The organism is Shewanella sp. K8 (genome assembly GCF_028823715.1).
In the GTDB taxonomy this organism is placed as follows: domain Bacteria; phylum Pseudomonadota; class Gammaproteobacteria; order Enterobacterales; family Shewanellaceae; genus Shewanella; species Shewanella algae.
Window position 1 is genome coordinate 23,175 of the sequence record NZ_JAPEHY010000019.1, and the last position, 21,574, is coordinate 44,748.

Here is a 21,574-nt window from a genome sequence, read left to right on the forward strand (position 1 = left end):
ATAAAAACGGCCAATCATTAACACAGAATGACTAACCGTAACAGCACAAAAATACAGCAATTTCCTATCTGTTGGTAAAAAGCACTATCACCATAGCGATTTTCACCACTCGGGTATTACAGCAAGGTCAAACTCCGCTGTGCATCATTTCACGAGCCTTAAGCAGCACTTCGATGCCGGCACCCGGCTTGTGGGCATTCTCGCTTAGATGACGGCGCCAACTGCGAGAACCGGGGATCCCCTGATACAGGCCTGTCATGTGTCTGCTGATATGATTCAAGCGGCCACCCGACTGCAGATGAGCTTCCACATAGGGCAACATGGCATCCACCACCTGATCGCGACTCATAACCTGGCTATCGAGGCCAAAGATCTTCTGATCCACCTCAGCCAGCAGATAGGGATTTTGGTAGGCTTCGCGCCCCACCATCACCCCGTCCAGCTGGGCCAGATGGGTATGCATCTCTTCAAAGCTCTTGATACCACCATTGATGCTGATATGCAGGCCGGGAAAGTCCTGCTTCAATTGATACACCCTGGGATAATCCAATGGCGGGATCTCACGGTTTTCCTTGGGACTAAGCCCCTGCAACCAGGCCTTGCGGGCATGAACGATAAAAGTATCGCAGCCGGCGGCACTCACCTTGGTAATGAAGTCACAAAGAAATTCGTAGGAATCTTTGTCGTCTATGCCGATGCGGGTCTTGACCGTCACCGGGATATCCACCTTCTGGCGCATGGCATCGACGCAATGGGCCACCAGCTCGGGCTCTTCCATCAAACAAGCGCCAAAGCGGCCGTTCTGTACTCTATCCGAAGGGCATCCCACATTGAGGTTAACTTCGTCATACCCCCTTTGCTGGGCGATTTCGGCGCAGCGGGCCAGATCCTCAACATTGGAGCCACCCAGTTGCAATGCCAACGGGTGCTCTTCCTGGTTATAAGCCAGATAATCGCCCTTGCCATGCAGTATCGCGCCTGTGGTCACCATCTCAGTGTAGAGCAGCGTCTGGCTCGACATCAGCCGGGCAAAGTAACGATAGTGGCGGTCCGTCCAATCCAGCATGGGGGCAATGGAAAAACGGCGGTTGGCATCGATAGGGCTTGGCATTAACAGATCCGGTACGCAAAAATGGGCCGCTATTTTACCCTCTGCGGCCATAAAACGACAGCTGCAGATAAATCCCGCTCATAAACCCGAATCAAAGGTCATTCTGTTGCCGCCGAAGACTTTTGATCCGAGTTACTCAAACTCTGTCTCTATCCCGGCATAAATCAACAGCATTTCAGCCAGTGAGCTCACCTGCATGCCCTTCATCAGGTTGGATCTGTGGATCTCCACTGTGCGCATGGCGATGCAGAGTTCGTCGGCTATTTGCTGGTTCTTATAGCCCTTGGCGATGAGATGCAATATCTCTTTCTCCCTCGGAGTCAGCGCCTGGTAGATACCTTGCAGCTTTCGGCGTTTGGCGATTTCGGCAGAGTGACTCAGTGCCTTGGTGACCGCCTCGGCCAGGCGAGCGCCATCGGCAGGTTTTTGAAAAAAGTCCACCGCGCCGGATTTAAGCGCATCCACCGCCAGCGGCACGTCGCCATGACCGGTGAGAAAGATCACCGCCAGCGGGCTATTATGCTCGTTGAGCAGCTGCTGCAGCTGCGCCCCACTGAGCCCTGGCATACGCATATCGAGGATCAGGCAGCCGGGCAGATCCAACAGCTGCGCCTTGAGAAAATGCTCTGCATCTTCAAAGGCCTGCACCTCAAAACCATAGCCTTCCAGCATAAATCCCAACGAACGCCGCACCGAATCATCGTCATCCACCAGATAGACTGACTGACGCTTGTCATCGGTCGGTGAACTGTTTTGGGCAGCAAATTGTCCCGGCATTTTTCTTTCTCCTTGGCAAAACGAGTTTAAGCCAGCACCACTGTGACCAGACAACCGCCCTCAGGCGGCTGCAGCAGACTGATGCTGCCGCCATGGCTCTCGGCGATTTCGCGGCAGATCACCAGCCCCAGCCCCAGGCCATCTGTCTTGGTACTGGTAAAGGCCTGCATCAGGCTCTTGCCATCCTGTTTAAGCCCAGGGCCATTATCCTGCACTTCCAGCAAGAGCTTGCCGGGCTGGGATTGATAATCCAGCCGCAGCGCAATAATTCGCTCGGCTTTAGGCTCTTCAGCCAAGGCTTCGATGGCATTCTTAAGCAGATTCAACAAGAGTTGCTGCATGGCGACCGTATCCAGTTGCATGGGGCTTTCTTCGCCGACAATCTGCCAATCGACGCGGATCGCTTGTTTCTCCAGTTCATGCCCCAGCAGAGTCAGCGTCTCGCTCAGCAAGGGGCTGAACGGCTGCAACTGTTTTTGCGGCGGGCGCTTTTTCAAAAGCCCCCTGAGCCTTTGAATGATACCGTGGGCGCGGCCCACTTCCGCCTGTATCTGTTCCAGTGCCAGGGGCAACTTGTCCAGTTGCCCCTGTTGCAGCCTGACACTGGCGCCGTGGCAATAGTTGCCTATGGCCGCCAAAGGTTGGTTCAGCTCATGGGCCAGGCTGGCGCCCAGTTCACCGGCCACCGCCGCCCGCTGGGCATGTTCCAGCAGACTGAGGTTTTCACTCAGTTGCCGTTGGGCCTTGACCAGTTCCCGGCCGCGGCGGCTGAAACTGTATTCGAGCCAGAAGTGATAACCGTTGAGCAGCACCAGCAGCGCCAGCAAGCTCCAGCCCCAATGACTGTGGGCCTTGAGCCACTGCAGCGCCCTTTGCCACCAAGGCGCCTGCAATGGGTGCAGGTCCAGATCCTTGAGCAGCTTATCAATGGCCAGTTGACTAACCGCCGTGGTCCACCCCAGCGAGCCGGACATTTTGGCCGCCTCACTGTCCTCCGGCAGTGCCAACAAAGCCAGGGTCAATTGCTTGGCCAGCCCCTGGCCGGCACGGCTGGTCTTGGCCATGGACCAGTTGGGATAGAGGCGGGTCGACACCTCGCAGGCAAACCCTGCCGGCGCCTGGTTGTCCAGCACCCGATAGTGCCCGGCATCGATAAGCCCCTCCGCCGCCATCTGCTCCAATTGGCAGACTGGCACCACGGCGGCGTCTATGCTGCCATCGCGCAGGCGATAGAGCAGATTATCCAGCGGGAATCCCAAAGATTGGATCTCGGCCACATAGCTTGGCAGGTCTATCTGCTTGAGCCGCGCTTCATACACCAAGGTCAGGTAGCCGCCGAAGGCCTGGGTCGAGACTATCCCCAGGCGCTTGTGCCTGAGATCTTGCAGATGTTGCAGGCTGGACTCGCTTCTTACCACCAGCGCCGAACCCACCTGCATCGGCTCACCGGCATTGAGGCGGCTCTTGAGGGTCGCCAGCCAGCTTAAGGAGTATTGCCGCGCCAACAGCACAGATTGGCCCGGGTTGGTGATCACAAAGTCCAGCTCCTGGGCGGCCACCGCCTGCGACAGCTGCTCCAGCGTCAAAGGGTGCAGGCGAAAGTAATATCCCGGGATCTGCTGCTCGAGCCAATTCATGGTGGGTTGCCAGCGGTTGATGCTGTCGCTGTAGCCCCGGGTAGCCAACACACCTATATCCACCACCGCCTTATCGGTCAGCGCTCCAGTTGTTATGGCTGGGCCTGATAGCGGCAAAGGCTCAGTCGCTGCCGCAGCTGACGGCCAATGGCCGAGCAGTACAGTCGCAAACAGATAACACAGCAGATACAGGGTTCTCATCTCTTGATTTTGGCTCCGGTTAGGAAATGTAGCGGCCACAAGCGGCTGGGTCAGCATCAGTCTGCCCGCCATTCTAGCCTCAATTTCTTGCGCTGGATCAATAGCGGCCCCGATATGTGGAAAACCACTATAGAGACCAAGGGCGCCAGTTGCCGAGAATACAGGCAACAGGAGCCCGGTGGGTTTCCAATCACCGCAAGACTCAGGAGTCTGTATGGACAAGAGTAAACGTCAACTACTGGGGCAAATCGCCGCCATCAGCGCCGGAGCTGCGTTTTTGCCCGTCGCCCAGGCATCGACTTCCAAGCCCCAGGCAACCAGTGGCAAACGCTATGGCATGCTGATAGATCTGCGCCGCTGCGTCGGTTGCCAGGCTTGTACTGTCGCCTGCACCATAGAAAACCAACCCCCACTGGGACAGTTTCGTACCACAGTCAACCAGTATGAAGTGACCCAAGGGCAGGAAAGCGCCTTTATGATGCTGCCCAGGCTCTGCAACCACTGCGAAAACCCGCCCTGCATCCCGGTTTGCCCCACAGGCGCCACATTCCAGCGCCAGGACGGCATAGTGGTGGTCGACAGCCACTGGTGTGTCGGCTGCGGTTACTGTGTCCAGGCCTGCCCCTATGATGCACGCTTTATCAACCATGACACCAACACCGCCGACAAGTGCACCTTCTGTGCCCATCGGCTGGAGGCGGGCTTGTTGCCGGCCTGCGTCGAAACCTGTGTCGGTGAGGCCAGGATCATCGGCGATCTCAACGATCCCGGCAGCCAAATCAGTCGCATGCTGGCCGAGCACAGAGACGAGATCAAGGTACTCAAGCCCTCGGCCGAAACCTCGCCCTGCGTATTCTATCTGGGGATGACAGCCGCATTTGAAGAAAGGATCCGCGGCGAAGCGCCGGTTCGCAGCCTGATGACCGCCACTGGAGAGGAGTTGCACCATGGACATTAAAGAGATCTTGACCCCGGATATCGCCATCACCTGGTTACCCTGGGCGGTGCAATACTTCTTTATGATGGGACTGGCCTATTCCGCGGTATGGATTGCGGCGCTGACCATTATCCGCCCCGGCACCAAAGATAAGCGCCTGCTGACACTCTGCGGCAGCCTGATCCTCAGCACCGCCATAGTGGCACCTGTGGCACTCTTGGCCGATCTGCACCAACCCGCCCGCGCCTGGCACTTCTATATGCAGCTCAGACCGGATTCCTGGATGTGGTATGGCGCCTGGTTACTGCCGCTGTTTATGGCAGCGGCGCTGGCCTTTGCCTACCTCTTGCTGCGCCCTTCCCTTCCGACTCAGCCCAAAGATGGCTGGAGCCGCCTGGGATACTGGTTACGCCTGGGGAACTGGCAAGGTGAGCCCTGGCTCAAGCCTCTGGCCTGGGTTGCCCTGCTCAGCGGCCTGAGTATCGCCCTCTACACCGGCATGGAAACCATGGCCATCAAGGCCAGACCGCTGTGGCACAGTTACTGGCTGCCTCCCCTGTTTGCCGCCAGCGCCCTCGCCGCCGGCAGTGGCATGTTGATTTGGCTCAACCGCCTGTTCAATGGCCATAAGCAGGAGACCGACAAACAGCTGCTGCTCTGGCTGCGTGGCTCCTTCGCCCTGTTTGCCCTGTTGCTTATCGGCTGGGCTCTCAGTGGCGGCAACAGCGCCAATGAAGCCAGATTACTGCTCGGCGACAGCCCCAGTTGGCAACTGGCCGCTATCTGGGTGCTGGCAACCCTGGCCTTGTTGGCGCTGCTGCTGGCCTTCAGACATCTGCCCCGCTGGGCCTTGCTGTTTGGCAGCTTTGCCGCCATCCACCTGGCTTGGGGCTTTCGCTGGCTGGTGCTCATCCAGGCGCAGACAGATCCCAAGTATGGCGCCGGCACCTACTTCTATGAACTGCCCTGGGGCCCACAGGGGCTGCTGGGGATCCTGGGTACCTTTGGCCTATGGCTGGCCCTGATCACCCTGATTTCCGAACTGATACGTCAGTCTGCCACCGGACTGAAAGGAGCCGCATAATGGACAAGAGTAAGCGCCGTTTTATCAAAGGGGCTGCCATCACAGGTGGTACCGGACTGTTTGTTGCAGGCTACAGCCACACCCTGACCCAGTTGGGCAAGGGCCTGGTCAATGGCAGCTCGGGCAGAAATACCCAAGAAGCGATTCATGGCAACTCGCTGGCACCTGAGCTCAAGGTCGACCTGAATAGTGGCCAACTGAGCGCCAATGACAACCAGCGTCTGGCCAACACCATGTGTTTCGGCTGCTGGACCAAGTGCGGGGTACGGGCCCGTATCGATAATGAAACCGACAGCATTATCCGTATCAGTGGTAATCCTTATCATCCACTGTCGGCCCGTGAACACCTGGACTTTGACACCCCGGTGCGCGATGCCCTGGTGTCCACCAGCGCCTGGCAGGAGCAGGGGCTTGCCGGACGTTCCACCGCCTGCGCCCGCGGTAACGCCATGCTGGAATTATTGGACAGCCCCTATCGGGTAACACGCTGCCTGAAACGGGTCGGCCCAAGAGGTTCGGGCCAGTGGCAGAGCATAGCCTTCGAGCAGTTGCTCAAGGAGGTTGTCGAAGGCGGCGATCTGTTTGGTGAAGGCCATGTGGATGGACTCAGGGCGATTCGCGATCTCAATACGCCTTTGGATCCCGCCAACCCTGAATACGGCCCCAAGGCCAATCAGCTGTTGGTCAGCAACGCCTCGGATGAAGGGCGGGACACGCTGATAAAACGCTTCACCTTCAACAGCTTCGGCACCCGTAACTTTGCCAACCACGGCTCTTACTGTGGCTTCAGCTATCGGGCCGGTGCCGGCGCCTTGCTGGACGATCTGAAAAAGTACGCCCACTTGAAACCGGACTGGGATCATGCCGAGTTTCTGCTGTTCATCGGCACTTCACCGCAGCAGTCCGGCAACCCCTTCAAGCGCCAGGCACGGCAACTGGCCAATGCCAGGGTCAACAACCGCAACTTCAGCTATGTTGTGGTTTCGCCCATGTTGCCCAACACCTCCAACCTGGCGTCGGCACAGGACAATGCCTGGTTGCCGATCCGCCCGGCCACAGACGCCTCGCTGGCAATGGCCATGCTGCGCTGGATCATCGACAATCAGCGCTACAGCGCCGAGTTTCTCAGTGCTCCCAATGCCAAGGCCGCCAAAGCCGCCGGTTTCCGCGGTTTCAGTAATGCCGGTTTCCTGGTGCATTCAGACAAGGCACATCCGAGATACGGCCAGTATCTGCACGCCAGCGAATTGGGTTTGGCCTTCAGCGGCAAGCCCTTCGGTGATGAAGACCCCTTGCTGGTACTGGACGCCGTCAGCGGTGAACCCATGGCCGCCGAGGTCTGCCCCAAGGCGCAGCTCGAAGTGGACCGCAGACTCACAGGCCCAAATGGCCAGAGCCTGGCCTGCAAGAGCAGTTTCAGCCTGCTGGCCGAATCGGCCCGGCTCAAGACATTGGCGCAATACAGCGCCGAATGCGATGTGCCGGTCGATGAGATTGAGGCCCTGGCCAACAAGTTCACCAGCCATGGCAGCAAGGCGGCGGTGATCAGCCACGGCGGCACCATGAGCAGTGATGGCTTCTATACCGCCTGGGCCATCATGATGCTCAACGCCATGATAGGCAATATCAACCAAAAGGGCGGCGCGCTGGCCAAGGGCGGTACTTTCCCCCCCTTCGGCAAAGGCCCACGCTACAATCTGGCCGAGTTTGACGGCATGGTGCAGCCCAAGGGAGTATTCCTGTCACGCTCCCGTTTCCCCTATGAAAAAAGCTCGGAATACAAGCGCAAGCAGCAGGCCGGCGAGTCGCCCTACCCGGCCAGGGAACCCTGGTTCCCGATTTCGGCGCCCATGTTGAGCGAACATCTAACCGCGGCGGTCAACGGTTACCCCTATTCGCTCAAGGCCTGGATCAACCATATGGGCAACCCTGTCTATGGTCAGGCCGGGCTCGGCGCCGCCATAGGCGATAAGCTCAAAGATCCCAAGGTGCTGCCGCTGTTTATCAGTATCGACAGTTTTATCAACGAAACCACGGCACTGTCCGACTATATAGTGCCTGACACCCTCACCTATGAGTCCTGGGGCTGGACCTCGGCCTGGCAGGGCACCATGACCAAGATTGCCACCGGCCGCTGGCCGATAGTCAAACCCAGGGTGGAGCACACAGTGGATGGCGATCCCGTGTGCATGGAAAGCTTTCTTACCCGGATTGCCATGGCGCTGGCCTTGCCCGGCTTCGGTGAAAATGCGGTGCTGGCCCATGATGGCACACGCCACCCGCTGACCCGTGCCGCCGACTTTTCTCTCTACGGCGCCGCTAACGTCGCCTGGTTGGGAGAGAAAGTCCCCGCCATCGGCAAGGAAGATCTCTATTGGTCCGGGGTTGCCAGGATCATTCCCGAACTCAAGGCCCGTCTCGGCGAAGAGGAAGCATCGAGAGTCGCTTATCTCTATGCCCGCGGTGGCCGTTTCGAATCAATGAACAAGGCCAGGGACGCCGAAGGCAACCCCGCCAAGGTCTGGCCCAAGCCGATGATGTTATGGAACCCTCAGGTGGGCAGTCGCCGTCACTCCCAGAGCGGCGAGTTTCTCAGTGGCTGTCCGCGCAGCTATGGTCAACGTCTGGCCGATGGCACAGAACTCAGGCAAGCCTTCGACCGCCTGTCCTGGCCCATGTTGCTGTCGAGCTACAAGTCACACACCATGAGCTCCATGAGTATCGGCTCTGACAGACTCAGGCAAGTGCACCCCAATAATCCGGTGCGGATCAATAAAGACACGGCCCAAAGATTGGGGATAACCACAGGGGATACAGTGAAAATCAGCACCCCCAACGGCAGTGTGCTGGCACTGGTGGAGTGCGTCGCCGGCGTGCACCCGGAGTGCATCGCCATCGAACACGGCTTTGGCCACAAGGAGCTCGGCGCGCGGGCATTCAGCATAGATGGCAAGCAGGTTGCTGCCAATCCGCTGATCCGCGCCGGGGTTAACCTCAACGATCTCGCTGTGCTGGATCCCAGCCGTTCGGGTTCCTACCCTCTGGTGGATTGGGCCAGCGGCGCCTCGGCCCGCCAGGGGCTACCGGCGAAAATCGAAAAAGTCTCCTGAAGCTCGCTCTGTGCCCGGTTTTTATGCCGGGCACAGTTTTTCCGGGCAAGAAATCGCCACAGAGCCCAAGCCATTGTTCTAAGCTAATAAGAGTGTGATCCAGTGGGCGGGAGTGAAACCGCTTATGGATTAGCCTTACGCTATCTGCACTTCCCTAGGCAGCAAGAGGAACAAATCCGGCATGAATGTCACTTTTATCAATCCCTTTCTTCAGTCACTTCTCAATGTGGTTTCCACCATGGCCAACATGCAGTTGACCCCGGGTAAGCCCAGACTCAAGACAGACAACCTGGCCAAGGGCGATGTCTCCGGGCTTATCGGTATGGTGGGCCCGCAGACCAAAGGGTCGCTGTCGATCACCTTTGAACAAGGGCTGATCCTGGAGATAATGCAAAATATGCTGGGAGAGAATCCCGGCAATATCAATGAAGAAGTGACAGATCTGGTGGGGGAAATCACCAACATGGTGACCGGCGGCGCCAAAAATCTGCTGTCGGACAAGGGCTATGAGTTTGAAATGGCCACCCCTGTAGTGGTTTCCGGCATAGGTCACAAGATTTCCCATCAGGCCCAGGGCCAGAAGATCATCATGCCTTTTGTCGCACCCAAGGGCTCGGCTTACATAGAGATCTGCTTCGAGAATCAGTAATGACAAAGGGCGCCCAGGCGCCCTTTATTGTTTGCCAACTCAATGGCATGACTCACTCAATCGAGGCAGACGGCCACTCTGGGAGTTAGCTTGGTCACCAGTTCATAGGCCACGGTTTCGATATGAGCCGCCACCTCTTCCACCGGTAATGCCGGGCCCCACAAGAGGGCATCATCACCAACCGCATCCCGGGCATCCGGCCCCAGATCCACGGTCAGCATATCCATGGACACCCTGCCAACCACAGGTGCCCGGCGACCATTGATCAGCACAGGCGTGCCCTCGGGGGCATTGCGTGGATAACCATCACCATAACCTATGGCCACCACGCCGAGACGGGTATCCCTTGATGAGCGCCAAAAACTCCCGTAGCCCACGCTCTCTCCGGCCTTGTGCTCGCGCACGGCTATCAACTGTGACACCAGACTCATGGCCGGTTGCAATTCGTGGTTGGCGCCTCTGTCACCGACAACAGGCGACACCCCATAGAGGGCGATACCCGGGCGAATCCAGCTTTGCTGGCTGCTGGGCCAATAGAGGGCACCGGCCGAGTTGGCCAGACTGCGGTCGCCATCCAACCCGGCGGTGAGCTGATTGAAATGCTCCAACTGCTTGCGGGTATAGTCATTGTCCGGCTCATCGGCGCAGGCGAAATGGGTCATCAAATTGATGGGCTTGGCCACTTGCGGGCAATCCAGCAGCCGCTGATACACCTCGCTAAACTCGTCGCTGCGAAAACCCAATCTGTGCATGCCGCTGTCGACCTTGAGCCACACAGTTACCGGCTTATCCAGCTTGGCCTGCTCCAGCATCTGCAACTGCGACTTATGATGCACCACAGTGTCTATGTCATGCTCAACCAGCAGAGGCAACTCAGTACTGCGAAAAAAACCTTCTAGCAACAACAGCTTGGCCGTTACACCACCGGCCCTGAGCTCCAACGCTTCTTCGAGCCGCGCCAGACCGAAGCCGTCGGCACTGCTCAGGCTCTTGGCCACGTTCAGCGAGCCGTGGCCATAGCCGTTGGCCTTGACGACAGCAATAACTTTGCTGGCGGGTGCGATCTCACGCAGCCTGGCCAGATTATGTTGCAGCGCCCGGCTGCTAATCTCTGCTCTGGGAAAGGGTTTCAAAGCTTACCTTCGATCTTGGATTGGATGGCGCGCTCTCTGGCCGCGCCGGGAAAACCGTCCGCAGAGGTTTAGTCCTCTTCAAATTGCGGACCGGCGTAATTGTCAAAGCGGGAGAACATCCCCTGGAAAGTCAGCCTGACCCGGCCGATGGGGCCGTTACGTTGCTTACCTATGATGATCTCTGCCGTGCCTTTATCGGGCGAATCGTCGTTATACACCTCGTCACGATAAATAAACATGATAAGGTCCGCATCCTGCTCGATAGAGCCGGATTCACGCAAGTCAGAGTTTACCGGGCGCTTATCGGCCCTTTGCTCCAATGAGCGGTTCAGCTGCGACAGAGCGATCACCGGGATCTCCAGCTCCTTGGCCAAGGCCTTGAGCGAGCGTGAGATTTCAGCAATTTCCAGGGTCCGGTTATCGGCCAGCGCCGGCACCTGCATCAGCTGCAGATAGTCGACCATGATCATAGACAGACCGCCGTATTCCCGGGCGATACGCCTGGCCCTGCTGCGCACTTCGGTCGGCGTCAGGCCCGAGCTGTCATCGATATACATCTTGCCCTGCTCGAGCATGATCCCCATGGTAGAGGACACCCGCGCCCAATCATCATCATCCAGTTGGCCGGTACGTATCTTGGTCTGATCCACCCGGCCAAGCGACGCCAGCATACGCATCATGATCTGTTCCGAGGGCATCTCTAGACTGAAAATAAGCACCGGCTTGTTTTCATTGAGCGCCGCGTATTCACACAGGTTCATCGCAAAGGTGGTCTTACCCATGGAAGGACGGGCCGCGACAATGATCAGGTCACCGGACTGGAAACCTGCAGTCATCTTATCCAGATCGGAGAAGCCGCTGGATACCCCGGTCACACCGTTGTGCGGGTTGTTGTACAGCTGCTCAATCTTGTCGACGGTTTTTTCGAGGATGGTCTTGATCCCCTCCGGGCCCTCGTTGGCGTTGGCGCGCTGCTCGGCTATCTTGAACACCTTGGTTTCGGCCAAGTCCAGCAAGGCGCCTGAGTCCCGCCCCTCAGGGTTGTAACCGGCATCGGCAATCTCATGTGCTACCCGGATCATCTCCCGCACCACGGCACGCTCGCGCACGATTTCGGCGTAGGAGAGAATGTTACCGGCGCTGGGGGTATTCTTGGCGATTTCACCCAGATAGGTAAAACCACCGGCATCTTCCAGCTCGTCAGTCAGTTCCAGTTGTTCTGAAACCGTAATCAAATCTATGGGTTGGCCGTTTTCTACCAGCTTTTGCATGGCACCGAAAATCAGCCTGTGGGAACGGGAGTAAAAGTCTTCTCTGACCACGGCCTCGGACACCTTGTCCCAAGCCTCTGCATCCAGCATCAGTCCCCCGAGCACGGATTGTTCCGCCTCAATGGAATGGGGGGGCAGCTTGAGCGCGTCAACCTGGACGTCTCTTCGCTTGTCTTTGGCCTTAAAGGCACCTTGCTGTTGCATAAATCTCCAACTCTCCAACAATCAGGCAAAATGTGATATAAAACCCGGTTCAATCAGAACAGGAATTTTACACCTACAATAACCTGTTTTTCATATCCAAACGGACACTAACAATAAATAAGGAATGAACATGCGCAATGCATTGGCTGCAGCCTTGGCGCTGACCTCTGGCCTCGCCATAGCCGATGAAGGGCAGTGGCAACCTTACCAAATGCCCTCTATTGCCGACAAGCTCAGTGAGCGCGGCATCGCCATCCCGGCAGAGCAACTGGCCGATCTCGGAAAGTATCCCATGAACGCCGTGGTGGGCCTCGGCTATTGTACCGCCAGTTTCGTCTCACCCCAAGGATTGGTTGTCACCAATCATCACTGTGCCTATCGGGGTATTCAATACAACAGCACCAAAGAACACAACTATCTGGCCGACGGCTTTTTGGCCAAAGAACAACGCCTGGAGCCTTCGGCCGGCCCCAACGAGCGCCTCTATGTCACCGAAGCGGTCACAGATGTCACAGATAAGATAACGGCCAATCTGCCGACCGAGCCACTGGCGCGTTATGAAGCCATCCAGGCCAACAGCAAGGCGCTGGTCAAAGAGTGTGAAGCCGACGACAACTACCGTTGCTCAGTACGTAGTTTCCATAATGGACTTGAATACTACCTGATCAAACAGCTGATTATTCGCGATGTGCGCCTGGTTTATGCGCCACCCGAGAGTGTTGGCGGTTACGGTGGCGACATAGATAACTATGAATACCCTCGCCACAGCGGCGACTTTACCTTCCTCAGGGCCTATGTCGGCAAGGATGGCAAGCCTGCGGCCTATGCCGAGGATAACGTGCCTTATCAGCCCAAGAGCTTCCTCAAGGTCAATGCCGATGGCGTTAAGGCCGGTGACGGCGTGTTTGTGGCCGGTTACCCGGGTTCAACCAGCCGCTACCGCCTGACCTCAGAGTTGAGATTCGCCAGCGACTGGCTCTACCCGACTCAAGCCGCCCGCTATCAGGCCAGAATCGACACCATTGAGGGCATGGGCGCTTCCGACAAGGATATCGCCATCAAGTATGCCGGTACTCTGGCCGGCATGGCCAACCGGATGAAAAAACTCAACGGCTTGTTGGATGGCTTCCACGCCACAGATATTGCCGCTATCAAGCAGGTCGAGGAAAATGCCTTCCGCGACTGGCTGGCCAAAGATAAAGACGCACAGCCGCTGACGGCACAACTGAGTGAGCTCGAACAACTGCTGACCGAGCAACAGCACAAGTATCAGCAGAGCTACTATTTTGACAACGCTCAATCCAGTGCCCTGCTCGGCGCCGCCAAGCAGCTTTATCGCCTGGCCAAAGAAAACCAAAAACCGGATGCCGAGCGCGAAGCGGGTTATCAAGAGCGTGACATGAAGATGTTCGCCGCCCGTCTCAAGCGACTTGACTCCAGCTTCGATATCAGCGTCGACAAAACACTATGGCAAATGGATATCGACGCCTACCTGGCGCAGGATAACCGGGTCGCCGTGATGGATCAGTTGCTGACACCCGAGCAAGGTATCAGTCTGGGCGACAAGCTCGAAGGCATGTATGCCCTGACCGAGTTGACCGACCAAGAGAAACGCCTCGACTGGATGCAGGCCAAGCCGGAAGCCTTTGAGAGCAGCAGCGATCCCTTCATTCGCATGGCAGTATCCCTGTACGATACCAATATGGCGCAGGAAAAAGCCGACAAGGAACTGGCCGGTAAGCTGTCCATCGCCCGCCCCGCCTACATGAAGGCGATCATTGCCTATAACAAGGCCATGGGTAAGCCTGTCTATCCGGATGCCAACGGCACCTTAAGGATCAGCTATGGTATGGTCGATGGCTATCAGTCCCGTGATGCGCTCTACAAGCAACCCTTTACCAAGCTGGAAGGCATAGTCGCCAAGCACACAGGTGTCGAGCCCTACAATGCACCGCAGAAGCTGCTGGATGCCATCAAGCAGGGACGACTGGGCGAGCATAAGGTGCAGCACTTGTATCAGGATCCCCGCAGCTGGTTGTGCCGCCTGTTCTCCTGTCTGGATAACCCGGCCGAGTTCAACTCTGTACCGGTTAACTTTCTCTCCAGCGTGGATACCACAGGTGGTAACTCAGGCTCCCCTGTGTTTAACGGCAAGGGCGAGCTGGTTGGCCTCAACTTTGACTCCACCTATGAAGCCATCACCAAAGATTGGTACTTCAACCCCACCATCACCCGCGCCGTGCACGTGGATATCCGCTACATTTTGTGGATGATGGATGAAGTGGATCATGCCGACAACCTGCTCAAAGAGTTGGAACTGGTGCGCAACTGATAGCCACTAATCTGCAATAACCCAGAAAACACCCGCCCCGGCGGGTGTTTCTGTAGTTATAGGCAATCAAGTCAGCAGCGATTCTGCCAGAGATAGCCACAGTAACTGTGGGTAAGTGACAGCGTGCTTAAGTTTGGCATCCGCAGACGGGAGAATTAAAGGGAACCCCGTCGTCCCCGGCCAGCAAACAGGCATAAAAAAACACCGCCCGAAGGCGGTGTTTCTTCTAGTAAAAGCCGGGATTAAGCTTCAGCAACAACAGTTACTTTAACTACCGCTTTTACTTCAGTGTGCAGCTGAACTTCAACTTCGAAGTCGCCAGTAGTGCGCAGAGCGCCCAGTGGCAGACGTACTTCGGCTTTGGCCAGTTCAACGCCGGCAGCAGTTACTGCGTCAGCGATGTCACGGGTACCGATAGAACCGAACAGCTTGCCTTCGTCACCGGCTTTAGAAGCGATAACAACCGCTTCCAGAGCAGAGATCTGCTCTGCACGAACAGTGGCAGCGGCCAGGTCGGCAGCCAGCTTGGCTTCCAGCTCAGCACGACGAGCTTCGAAAACTTTTACGTTCTCAGCGTTGGCAACAACAGCTTTGCCTTTTGGCAGCAGGTAGTTACGAGCGTAACCGGCCTTAACTGATACCTGGTCACCCAGGTTGCCCAGGTTTGCGATTTTATCAAGCAGAATAACGTTCATTATCAATTCCTCTAGCTAGAACAGTGCCGATTACTGATGCAGATCAGTGTATGGCAGCAGTGACAGATAACGAGCACGCTTGATAGCGCGAGCCAGTTGACGCTGATACTTGGCAGAAGTACCAGTGATACGGCTTGGAACAATCTTACCGCTTTCTGTGATGTAGTTTTTCAGAGTAGCGATATCTTTGTAATCGATCTCCGTAACACCTTCAGCAGTGAAACGGCAGAACTTACGACGACGGAAATAACGTGCCATTTGACAGTCTCCTAATTTTTCAATTCGACATTTTCGGCGTGTAACACCAGTCGGCTTTGGCCATTGCGACTCTGTTGTAGAGCCAGAAAACCACTGACTTGGATATCCACACCCGCTTTCAGCTTGTCTGCTACGCTCTTGAAGCGTTCACCACTCAATATCACTTGAAGTTGGCAGTAGACGTTTCTGGGCAAATCGGCCTCGAAACGCTGCGACCTGTGTTCCAGTTGAAGTACCGTGTGAGGTATTCCAGCCGGGCTATCAAAGTGTCTGGACCGAATGACGGTACCGGACAACACCAAGTGATTGGTGGTCACAGAAAAACTTACTCAGCGCTTGCTTCAGCGTTTTCTTGGGTTTCTTCAGCAGCTTTTTCGCTAACGGCGCTGCGACGTGAATCGCGCTCGTCTTTAGCTTTGGCCATTGGAGATGCTTCAGTGATGGCAGCTTTAGTGCGCATCACCAGGCTACGCAGAACGGCGTCGTTGAAACGGAAAGCAGTTTCCAGCTCTTCAACAGACTCTGCAGTGGTCTCAACGTTCATCAGAACATAGTGAGCCTTGTGCAGATCCTGGATTGGGTAAGCCAGTTGGCGACGACCCCAGTCTTCCAAACGATGGATTTGACCGCCAGCTTCGGTGATAACACCTGTGTAGCGCTCAATCATACCTGGTACTTGTTCACTCTGATCAGGGTGAACCATAAATACGATTTCGTAATGACGCATTTAGTGCTCCTTACGGTTATCTAGCCTCGTTGTTGGCTCAGTCAGACCAAATTGAGGCAAGGAACGAAAATTAATGTGACTGAATTAGGCGCGAAATAGTACATAAAGGCCGCGGTAAACTCAAGCAATAACTTTGCCTCGGCCCCATGAGCAGGTATTATGTGACGCTAAATTTATGGCAGTCACAGCAAAAGACATAAGAATAATGACAAGATCCTCTGTATTGGCGTTATTGTTTGCGCTACCGACTTCGGCGTGGGCCTTGGTGCCTCCGGATTATCGCGAGCCTCCAAGCGACTTCACCGCTGAGATTGAGGCCGGCTTTCAGCTCAACACAGGTAACACAGACTCAAGCAGTTTCAACGGTCGTACCAAGTTGGTTTACGACACGGAAAACGCCAAACAGGAAGGAACCCTCAAGGCCTATTTCGCCTCTGACTCTGAAAAAACCACTGCCGAAAAATACGATCTGCAGCTGCAGTCCAACTACAAACTCAACGGCGGCTATATCTTTGGCCGCGGTGAATTCATCTGGGACAAGTTCGGTTCCTACACAGAGATCTACACGGTTTCCAGCGGTTATGGTTTCGATGCCATCAGCACCCGCCGTACCAAGTTGAGTCTCGAAGTCGGCCCGGGTTACCGATACAACATGCCGATAGAAACTGACGCGGCGCCGGATCCTGTGGCCGAGAAAGATGTGATCCTACGGACCGCGGCCAAGTTTGAACAGAAGATCCACGAGTACACCAGCTTCACTGCCGACCTGACCGCCGAGGTGGGCGAAAATAACAATACTCTGGCACTGGACATGGGCTATAAAAACACCCTGTTTCAGGACTGGGCCTTTAAGATAGGCTTCAACGTCAAATATACAGAAGTGGTGCCGGAAGGCAGTAAACAGACAGATACCATCACCACCTTCAACCTGCTCTATACCTTCCAGTAATTCCCGCGCTTGAAGAGCTCTTTCAACTAAAGAGCTCCAAGAAAACGCTCCAGGATTAACGCTGCGCGCTTTTCACCGCGCTCAAGCGCTTGCAGATAGAGATAGATGGCGGTTTCATGCCGCTCCAACAGACGAAAGGCTGCGCCGTACTCAGAGTTGCTCTGGGCGTAATCTGCCCACTTGGCATATTTTTGCTGGTAAGGTTCGACCCAGAGAAGCAGCGCAGCAAGCAGTTTATGCCAGGGAAGCTTAAGCCAACTGTCCACCTCTTTCTGCGCCTGCATGCGCACTTGCTCCAACAACGCCTCATCCAGACTCGCCAGCTCAGGCAGCAGTTTCAGCAAAGCCTTGGCAGTATATTGCTCCACCTTGAACAGTAGAGAAAACACGGCTTGGCTTTCTATTAAGTGGCTTTCTGTTAACCGGCTTTCAGTTAAGTGGATTTCTGTTAACTGGCTCTCGGTTACCTGAGAATGATAATCCCGGCCGAGGCGCTCGAAGAACGCCATGCCATAGATTTCACCCAGATAGCCTTGTTGCAGTTGCATGAGATACGGGCCGGCACTGCTATACAGTTCATGGCCCGTATTCTCAAGAGAGGCTGCCATATTCGGCAGTTAGAGACGCTGACGCACAGCTTCGAACAGGCAGATACCTGTTGCCACCGACACGTTCAGACTGGAGACACTGCCCGCCATAGGAATAGAGATCAGGGTGTCGCAACTTTCGCGGCTCAGGCGTCTCAGCCCCTTGCCTTCGGCGCCCATGGCAATGGCCAGAGCCCCCTTGAGGTCAGCCTGATACAGGGTGCTGTCTGCCTCGCCTGCGGTGCCGGCAATCCACACGCCCCTTTCCTGCAAACGCTTCATGGTACGCGCCAGGTTGGTCACCTGAAACAGCGGCACTGTCTCGGCCGCGCCGCAAGCCACCTTGCTGACGGTCGGCGTCAGCCCCACTGAGTTGTCTTTGGGCACTATGACGCCGTGAACCCCGGCCGCATCGGCATTTCGCAGACAGGCCCCCAGATTGTGGGGATCTGTGACACCATCCAGGATCAACAAAAATGGCGAGTCCGTCTTGTCTAATAAGGCTTCCAGATCGTTTTCGGTCAAGACCTTGGCCGGACGCACCCGGATGATGATCCCCTGATGCTGAGTACTTTCGGCCTTGTCATCCAGTGTCTTGCGGGATGCCTGCTGGGCGCGAATGCCCCACTGAGCCGCCATCTCCAACAAGGGCTTGACCCTGTCATCCTGACGACCACTGAGCAGCCACATTTCCAGTACCCGCTCCGGAGCGTGTTTCAGCAAAGACTCGACCGCGTGAATGCCAAACACCAGTTCCTGTTTTTTCATTTACTTCTTTCTCTTGACTCGTTTGGCTGCCTTGGGCTTTTTCGCCCCGGCGTTGCCGGCAGCCTTGGTTGATTTGCTCTTGGCGGATGCGCCTGTGGACTTAGACTTGGCGCTCCCTTTACCTGCCGGCTTCTGTGCCTTGGCCGAGCGGCGGGCTCCTTCAATATTGACCCTTTCCCGTGCGGTCAGCGGCTTACTCTTGCTGCGGCCTTTACGGCGCTGGCTGCGTCCCTCTTCGTCCACCATCAGCAAGTCTATCTGTCTGTCGTCCAGATTGACCGAGGCGACTTTAACCGTCACAGCATCGCCAATCTGGTAGATCTGCCCTGAGTGCTCACCTATCAGGCGCTGGCGCATGGGATCATACTGGAAGTAGTCGCTGCCCAGGGTAGAGATATGCACCAAGCCGTCGATAAACAAATCATTGAGGCGCACAAACAGCCCGAAGCTGGTGACAGAAGCCACCACAGCATCGAAGGTGTCACCCACATGGTCCTGCATAAACTCACACTTGAGCCAGTCGGAGACGTCACGGGTGGCTTCATCGGCGCGGCGCTCGGTGTTGGAACACTCTTCGCCAAGCTGATCCAGCTCATCGAGCTGATAGTGATAGCCGCCGTCCGGGGTCCACTTGTCGCTCGCTTCACCGCGCTCCTTGGCGAGCAGGTAACGGATCACCCTGTGCAACACCAAGTCAGGATAACGGCGAATCGGCGAAGTAAAGTGAGCATACTCCTCCAGCGCCAGACCAAAGTGGCCTTCATTGTCCGGTGTGTAAGTCGCCTGGCGCATGGAGCGTAGCAACATCACCTGAATGAGTTCGGCATCGGCGCGCCCCTGGACTTTTTCCATCAGAGCCTGGTAGTCACTGGGTTCGGGTTCGAGACCGCCACCCATGGAGAGCCCCCGCTCAGCCAGAAACTCCTTGAACTGAGTCAGCTTCTGCTCGGATGGCGCTTCATGCACCCGATAGAGGACTTCACCCTTGTGCTTTTTGACAAACTTGGCCGCCGCCACGTTGGCGAGGATCATACACTCTTCGATGATCTTGTGCGCCTGGTTACGGGCTCTGGGTACTATCTTGTCTATCTTGCGCTGCTCATTGAAGATGAACTGGGTTTCCAGTGTCTCAAAGGCGATGGCGCCACGGTTGGCCCGCTGGCTATCGAGCGCCAGATACAGCTCCTGCAACACCTTGAGATGCGGCAGTAAAGGCTTATGCTCTTCCAGGCCTTCTTCGCCTTCCAGCATGGCCGCCACCTGGGTATAGGTGAAACGGGCGTGGGAATGCATCACCGCCGGATAGAACTTGTAGCCGGATAACTTACCCGCCTCCGACACTGTCATCTCGGCCACCATACAGAGGCGGTCAACTCCCGGGTTCAGGGAACACAGGCCGTTGGAGAGCTTTTCCGGCAACATGGGGATCACCTGTGACGGGAAGTACACAGAGTTGCCTCGGGCACGGGCCTCTTGATCCAGCGCCGATTGAGTACGCACATAATAGCTGACATCGGCAATGGCCACCCACAGGCGCCAACCGCCGCTGCGCTTGCGCTCGGCATAGACAGCATCGTCAAAGTCGCGGGCATCTTCACCGTCTATGGTGACCAAGGGCAGTTGCCGCAGGTCGACCCGACCTACCTTGTCCTCTTCCTGCACTTCATCGGATATTTTGCGCAGTTTCTTTTCGATGGCGGCAGACCAGGTATGGGGCAGATCATAGTTGCGCAGGGCAATTTCTATCTCCATGCCCGGTGCCATCTCTTTACCCAGCACCTCAACCACCTTACCGGCGGCTTTGACATAGCGCCCCGGCCTGCGGGTGAGTTCCACCACCACGACATCGCCCTGACGGGCGCCGTTGCGATCAGCGTTGTCTATCAATATTTCCTGGGTAATACGCTTATCATCGGCAATAACAAAGGCCATGCCACAATCGACATGGAAACGCCCCACCAGAGCGGCGGTTCGCTCGGCGACCAAGCGCACTATGCGAGCTTCGCGGCGCCCCTTGCGATCGACTCCGGCCTTTTGCGCCAACACCTTGTCGCCATGGAAGTATCTGAGCATGTCGCCATGGTTGATAAACAGGTCATCACCGCCTTCATCTGGACGGAAGAAGCCATAGCCATCTCTGTGGCCCAGCACAGTGCCCTGGATCAAGTCCATCCGCTCCGGCAGGCCATAACACTGGCCGCGGGTAAATACCAGCTGACCATCGCGCTCCATGGCACGCAGCCGACGCCGCAGCGCCTCGAGTTGTTCTTCGTCGGAGATGTTGAGGGCCGTGGCGATCCGCTCACGATTCAGGGGAGAGGTCTGCGAGCGCAGATATTCCAATATAAATTCCCGGCTGGGGATGGGGTTGTCGTACTTATCTTGTTCTCGCTCAAAATGAGGATCTTTTATCATTCAATTTCCAATTTTTTCGTTGTCGCATCCAGTGCGACAAGCTAATTAACGGCTTTGCAGATGTTCCTTTTTGGCCTTCTCCACCTGACTGGCGGGCATTTTAGCCGCTAACAGCTGCAATAATCTTTTGGCGTCTTGCTGGGTCTGTTCATCGCTGAACACCTGGTTGTAGAGCCAGTGATACCCCAAGACATAATCCCTTGGGCTGCCATAACCCTTGGCAAACAGTTCGACCAGCATCATTCTGGCCGGCAGGTCACCGTTGGCGGCAGCGGGTAACAGGTACTGCACCGAACGTTCTTTGTCCTGCAGTACAAACTTGCCATCTTTATAATACTCGGCAATGCGCACCATGGCTTCGGCACTGCCCTGCTCGGCGGCATCCCTGAGCAGCGATATTCCTCTGGGCGGATTGGCCTTGACGCAGATGCCGAAATTAAGCATCTCACCCCAGAGGTACTGGTACAACGGCTGCTTGAGCACTTCGGCGCGCGCCTCAATATCCTGCACCAGCTGACAGTCATCGGCTTTGACCCGGGTCAGGTATTGCTTGCTGCGAATAAGCTCCAGCAGTTCTTCCTGGCTGTAGATATCCACGGCCTTGGTTTCTTCGGCCAACACATTGGCACTGGTTACTAACAAGAGTAATAGGGCTATACGCAACATAAGCTGTCCTGATGACAAATAGACTGTCTTTTCATCGGCAGTATAACCCAATTCTTAAGGGCA

Annotated in this window: 19 protein-coding genes; 6 read left to right on the forward strand and 13 right to left on the reverse strand. The window is 56.2% G+C overall.

The genetic code is table 11. The features are described from left to right. Positions 1–127: 127 nt before the first annotated feature. The 3 genes from dusA to ON072_RS11700 form a co-directional block, all read right to left on the reverse strand. Complete coding sequence (gene dusA, locus ON072_RS11690) at positions 128–1,111, reverse strand: tRNA dihydrouridine(20/20a) synthase DusA (RefSeq protein WP_261752629.1); 984 nt, start codon at positions 1,109–1,111, stop codon at positions 128–130. Between the two features lie 132 nt (positions 1,112–1,243). Next, complete coding sequence (locus ON072_RS11695; RefSeq protein ID WP_129979390.1) at positions 1,244–1,888, reverse strand: response regulator transcription factor; 645 nt, start codon at positions 1,886–1,888, stop codon at positions 1,244–1,246. Positions 1,889–1,914: 26 nt separating this feature from the next. Further along, on the reverse strand, positions 1,915–3,726 hold the full coding sequence (locus tag ON072_RS11700; RefSeq protein WP_261752630.1) for a sensor histidine kinase: 1,812 nt from the start codon (positions 3,724–3,726) through the stop codon (positions 1,915–1,917). A gap of 214 nt (positions 3,727–3,940) precedes the next feature. Here ON072_RS11700 and dsrO point away from each other — a divergent pair, with 214 nt between their 5' ends. From dsrO to ON072_RS11720, 4 genes are all read left to right on the forward strand, one after another. Continuing rightward, the gene (dsrO, locus tag ON072_RS11705) at positions 3,941–4,684 is read left to right on the forward strand and encodes a sulfate reduction electron transfer complex DsrMKJOP subunit DsrO (protein WP_025009348.1); all 744 of its coding nucleotides are present in this window, start codon (positions 3,941–3,943) and stop codon (positions 4,682–4,684) included. Next, on the forward strand, positions 4,674–5,747 hold the full coding sequence (gene nrfD / locus ON072_RS11710) for an NrfD/PsrC family molybdoenzyme membrane anchor subunit (RefSeq protein WP_208193931.1): 1,074 nt from the start codon (positions 4,674–4,676) through the stop codon (positions 5,745–5,747). Before dsrO ends, nrfD begins: the two co-directional genes overlap by 11 nt. Continuing rightward, the gene (locus tag ON072_RS11715; RefSeq protein WP_274626060.1) at positions 5,747–8,857 is read left to right on the forward strand and encodes a tetrathionate reductase subunit A; all 3,111 of its coding nucleotides are present in this window, start codon (positions 5,747–5,749) and stop codon (positions 8,855–8,857) included. The genes nrfD and ON072_RS11715 overlap by 1 nt, the downstream gene beginning before the upstream one ends. A gap of 181 nt (positions 8,858–9,038) precedes the next feature. Continuing rightward, entirely contained in the window at positions 9,039–9,506 is a 468-nt protein-coding gene (locus ON072_RS11720) for a chemotaxis protein CheX (RefSeq protein ID WP_028779668.1), read from the forward strand. Positions 9,507–9,562: 56 nt separating this feature from the next. Here ON072_RS11720 and alr read toward each other — a convergent pair whose 3' ends face one another. Continuing rightward, the gene (gene alr, locus ON072_RS11725; protein WP_221059383.1) at positions 9,563–10,639 is read right to left on the reverse strand and encodes an alanine racemase; all 1,077 of its coding nucleotides are present in this window, start codon (positions 10,637–10,639) and stop codon (positions 9,563–9,565) included. 68 nt (positions 10,640–10,707) lie between these two features. Then, positions 10,708–12,114, reverse strand: a complete 1,407-nt coding sequence (gene dnaB, locus ON072_RS11730; protein ID WP_025009346.1) for a replicative DNA helicase — start codon at positions 12,112–12,114, stop codon at positions 10,708–10,710. 130 nt (positions 12,115–12,244) lie between these two features. Here dnaB and ON072_RS11735 point away from each other — a divergent pair, with 130 nt between their 5' ends. After that, positions 12,245–14,446, forward strand: a complete 2,202-nt coding sequence (locus ON072_RS11735; RefSeq protein WP_101059260.1) for a S46 family peptidase — start codon at positions 12,245–12,247, stop codon at positions 14,444–14,446. A 242-nt stretch (positions 14,447–14,688) separates the two neighbouring features. On the opposite strand, the gene rplI is transcribed toward ON072_RS11735, so the two are convergent. From rplI to rpsF, 4 genes are read right to left on the reverse strand one after another with little or no spacing between them, the layout of a single operon-like run. After that, positions 14,689–15,141 carry a 50S ribosomal protein L9 gene (rplI, locus tag ON072_RS11740; RefSeq protein ID WP_144379762.1) on the reverse strand — a complete coding sequence of 151 codons (453 nt, stop codon included), beginning with the start codon at positions 15,139–15,141 and terminating at the stop codon, positions 14,689–14,691. Positions 15,142–15,171: 30 nt separating this feature from the next. Beyond that, a complete protein-coding gene (rpsR, locus tag ON072_RS11745; protein ID WP_025009344.1) occupies positions 15,172–15,399 on the reverse strand; it encodes a 30S ribosomal protein S18 in 228 nt (75 codons plus the stop codon). An 11-nt stretch (positions 15,400–15,410) separates the two neighbouring features. Then, positions 15,411–15,716 carry a primosomal replication protein N gene (gene priB, locus ON072_RS11750; RefSeq protein WP_028779665.1) on the reverse strand — a complete coding sequence of 102 codons (306 nt, stop codon included), beginning with the start codon at positions 15,714–15,716 and terminating at the stop codon, positions 15,411–15,413. A gap of 8 nt (positions 15,717–15,724) precedes the next feature. Further along, positions 15,725–16,126 carry a 30S ribosomal protein S6 gene (gene rpsF / locus ON072_RS11755; RefSeq protein WP_025009342.1) on the reverse strand — a complete coding sequence of 134 codons (402 nt, stop codon included), beginning with the start codon at positions 16,124–16,126 and terminating at the stop codon, positions 15,725–15,727. Positions 16,127–16,331: 205 nt separating this feature from the next. Here rpsF and ON072_RS11760 point away from each other — a divergent pair, with 205 nt between their 5' ends. Continuing rightward, complete coding sequence (locus ON072_RS11760; protein WP_025886868.1) at positions 16,332–17,075, forward strand: DUF481 domain-containing protein; 744 nt, start codon at positions 16,332–16,334, stop codon at positions 17,073–17,075. 26 nt (positions 17,076–17,101) lie between these two features. On the opposite strand, the gene ON072_RS11765 is transcribed toward ON072_RS11760, so the two are convergent. From ON072_RS11765 to ON072_RS11780, 4 genes are all read right to left on the reverse strand, one after another. Continuing rightward, the gene (locus tag ON072_RS11765; protein WP_221059382.1) at positions 17,102–17,623 is read right to left on the reverse strand and encodes a hypothetical protein; all 522 of its coding nucleotides are present in this window, start codon (positions 17,621–17,623) and stop codon (positions 17,102–17,104) included. Between the two features lie 69 nt (positions 17,624–17,692). Then, complete coding sequence (gene rlmB / locus ON072_RS11770; RefSeq protein WP_025886866.1) at positions 17,693–18,430, reverse strand: 23S rRNA (guanosine(2251)-2'-O)-methyltransferase RlmB; 738 nt, start codon at positions 18,428–18,430, stop codon at positions 17,693–17,695. Next, positions 18,431–20,845 carry a ribonuclease R gene (gene rnr / locus ON072_RS11775; RefSeq protein ID WP_208241416.1) on the reverse strand — a complete coding sequence of 805 codons (2,415 nt, stop codon included), beginning with the start codon at positions 20,843–20,845 and terminating at the stop codon, positions 18,431–18,433. It lies immediately after the preceding gene. A gap of 45 nt (positions 20,846–20,890) precedes the next feature. Then, complete coding sequence (locus tag ON072_RS11780; protein ID WP_025009338.1) at positions 20,891–21,511, reverse strand: tetratricopeptide repeat protein; 621 nt, start codon at positions 21,509–21,511, stop codon at positions 20,891–20,893. Positions 21,512–21,574 lie beyond the last annotated feature (63 nt).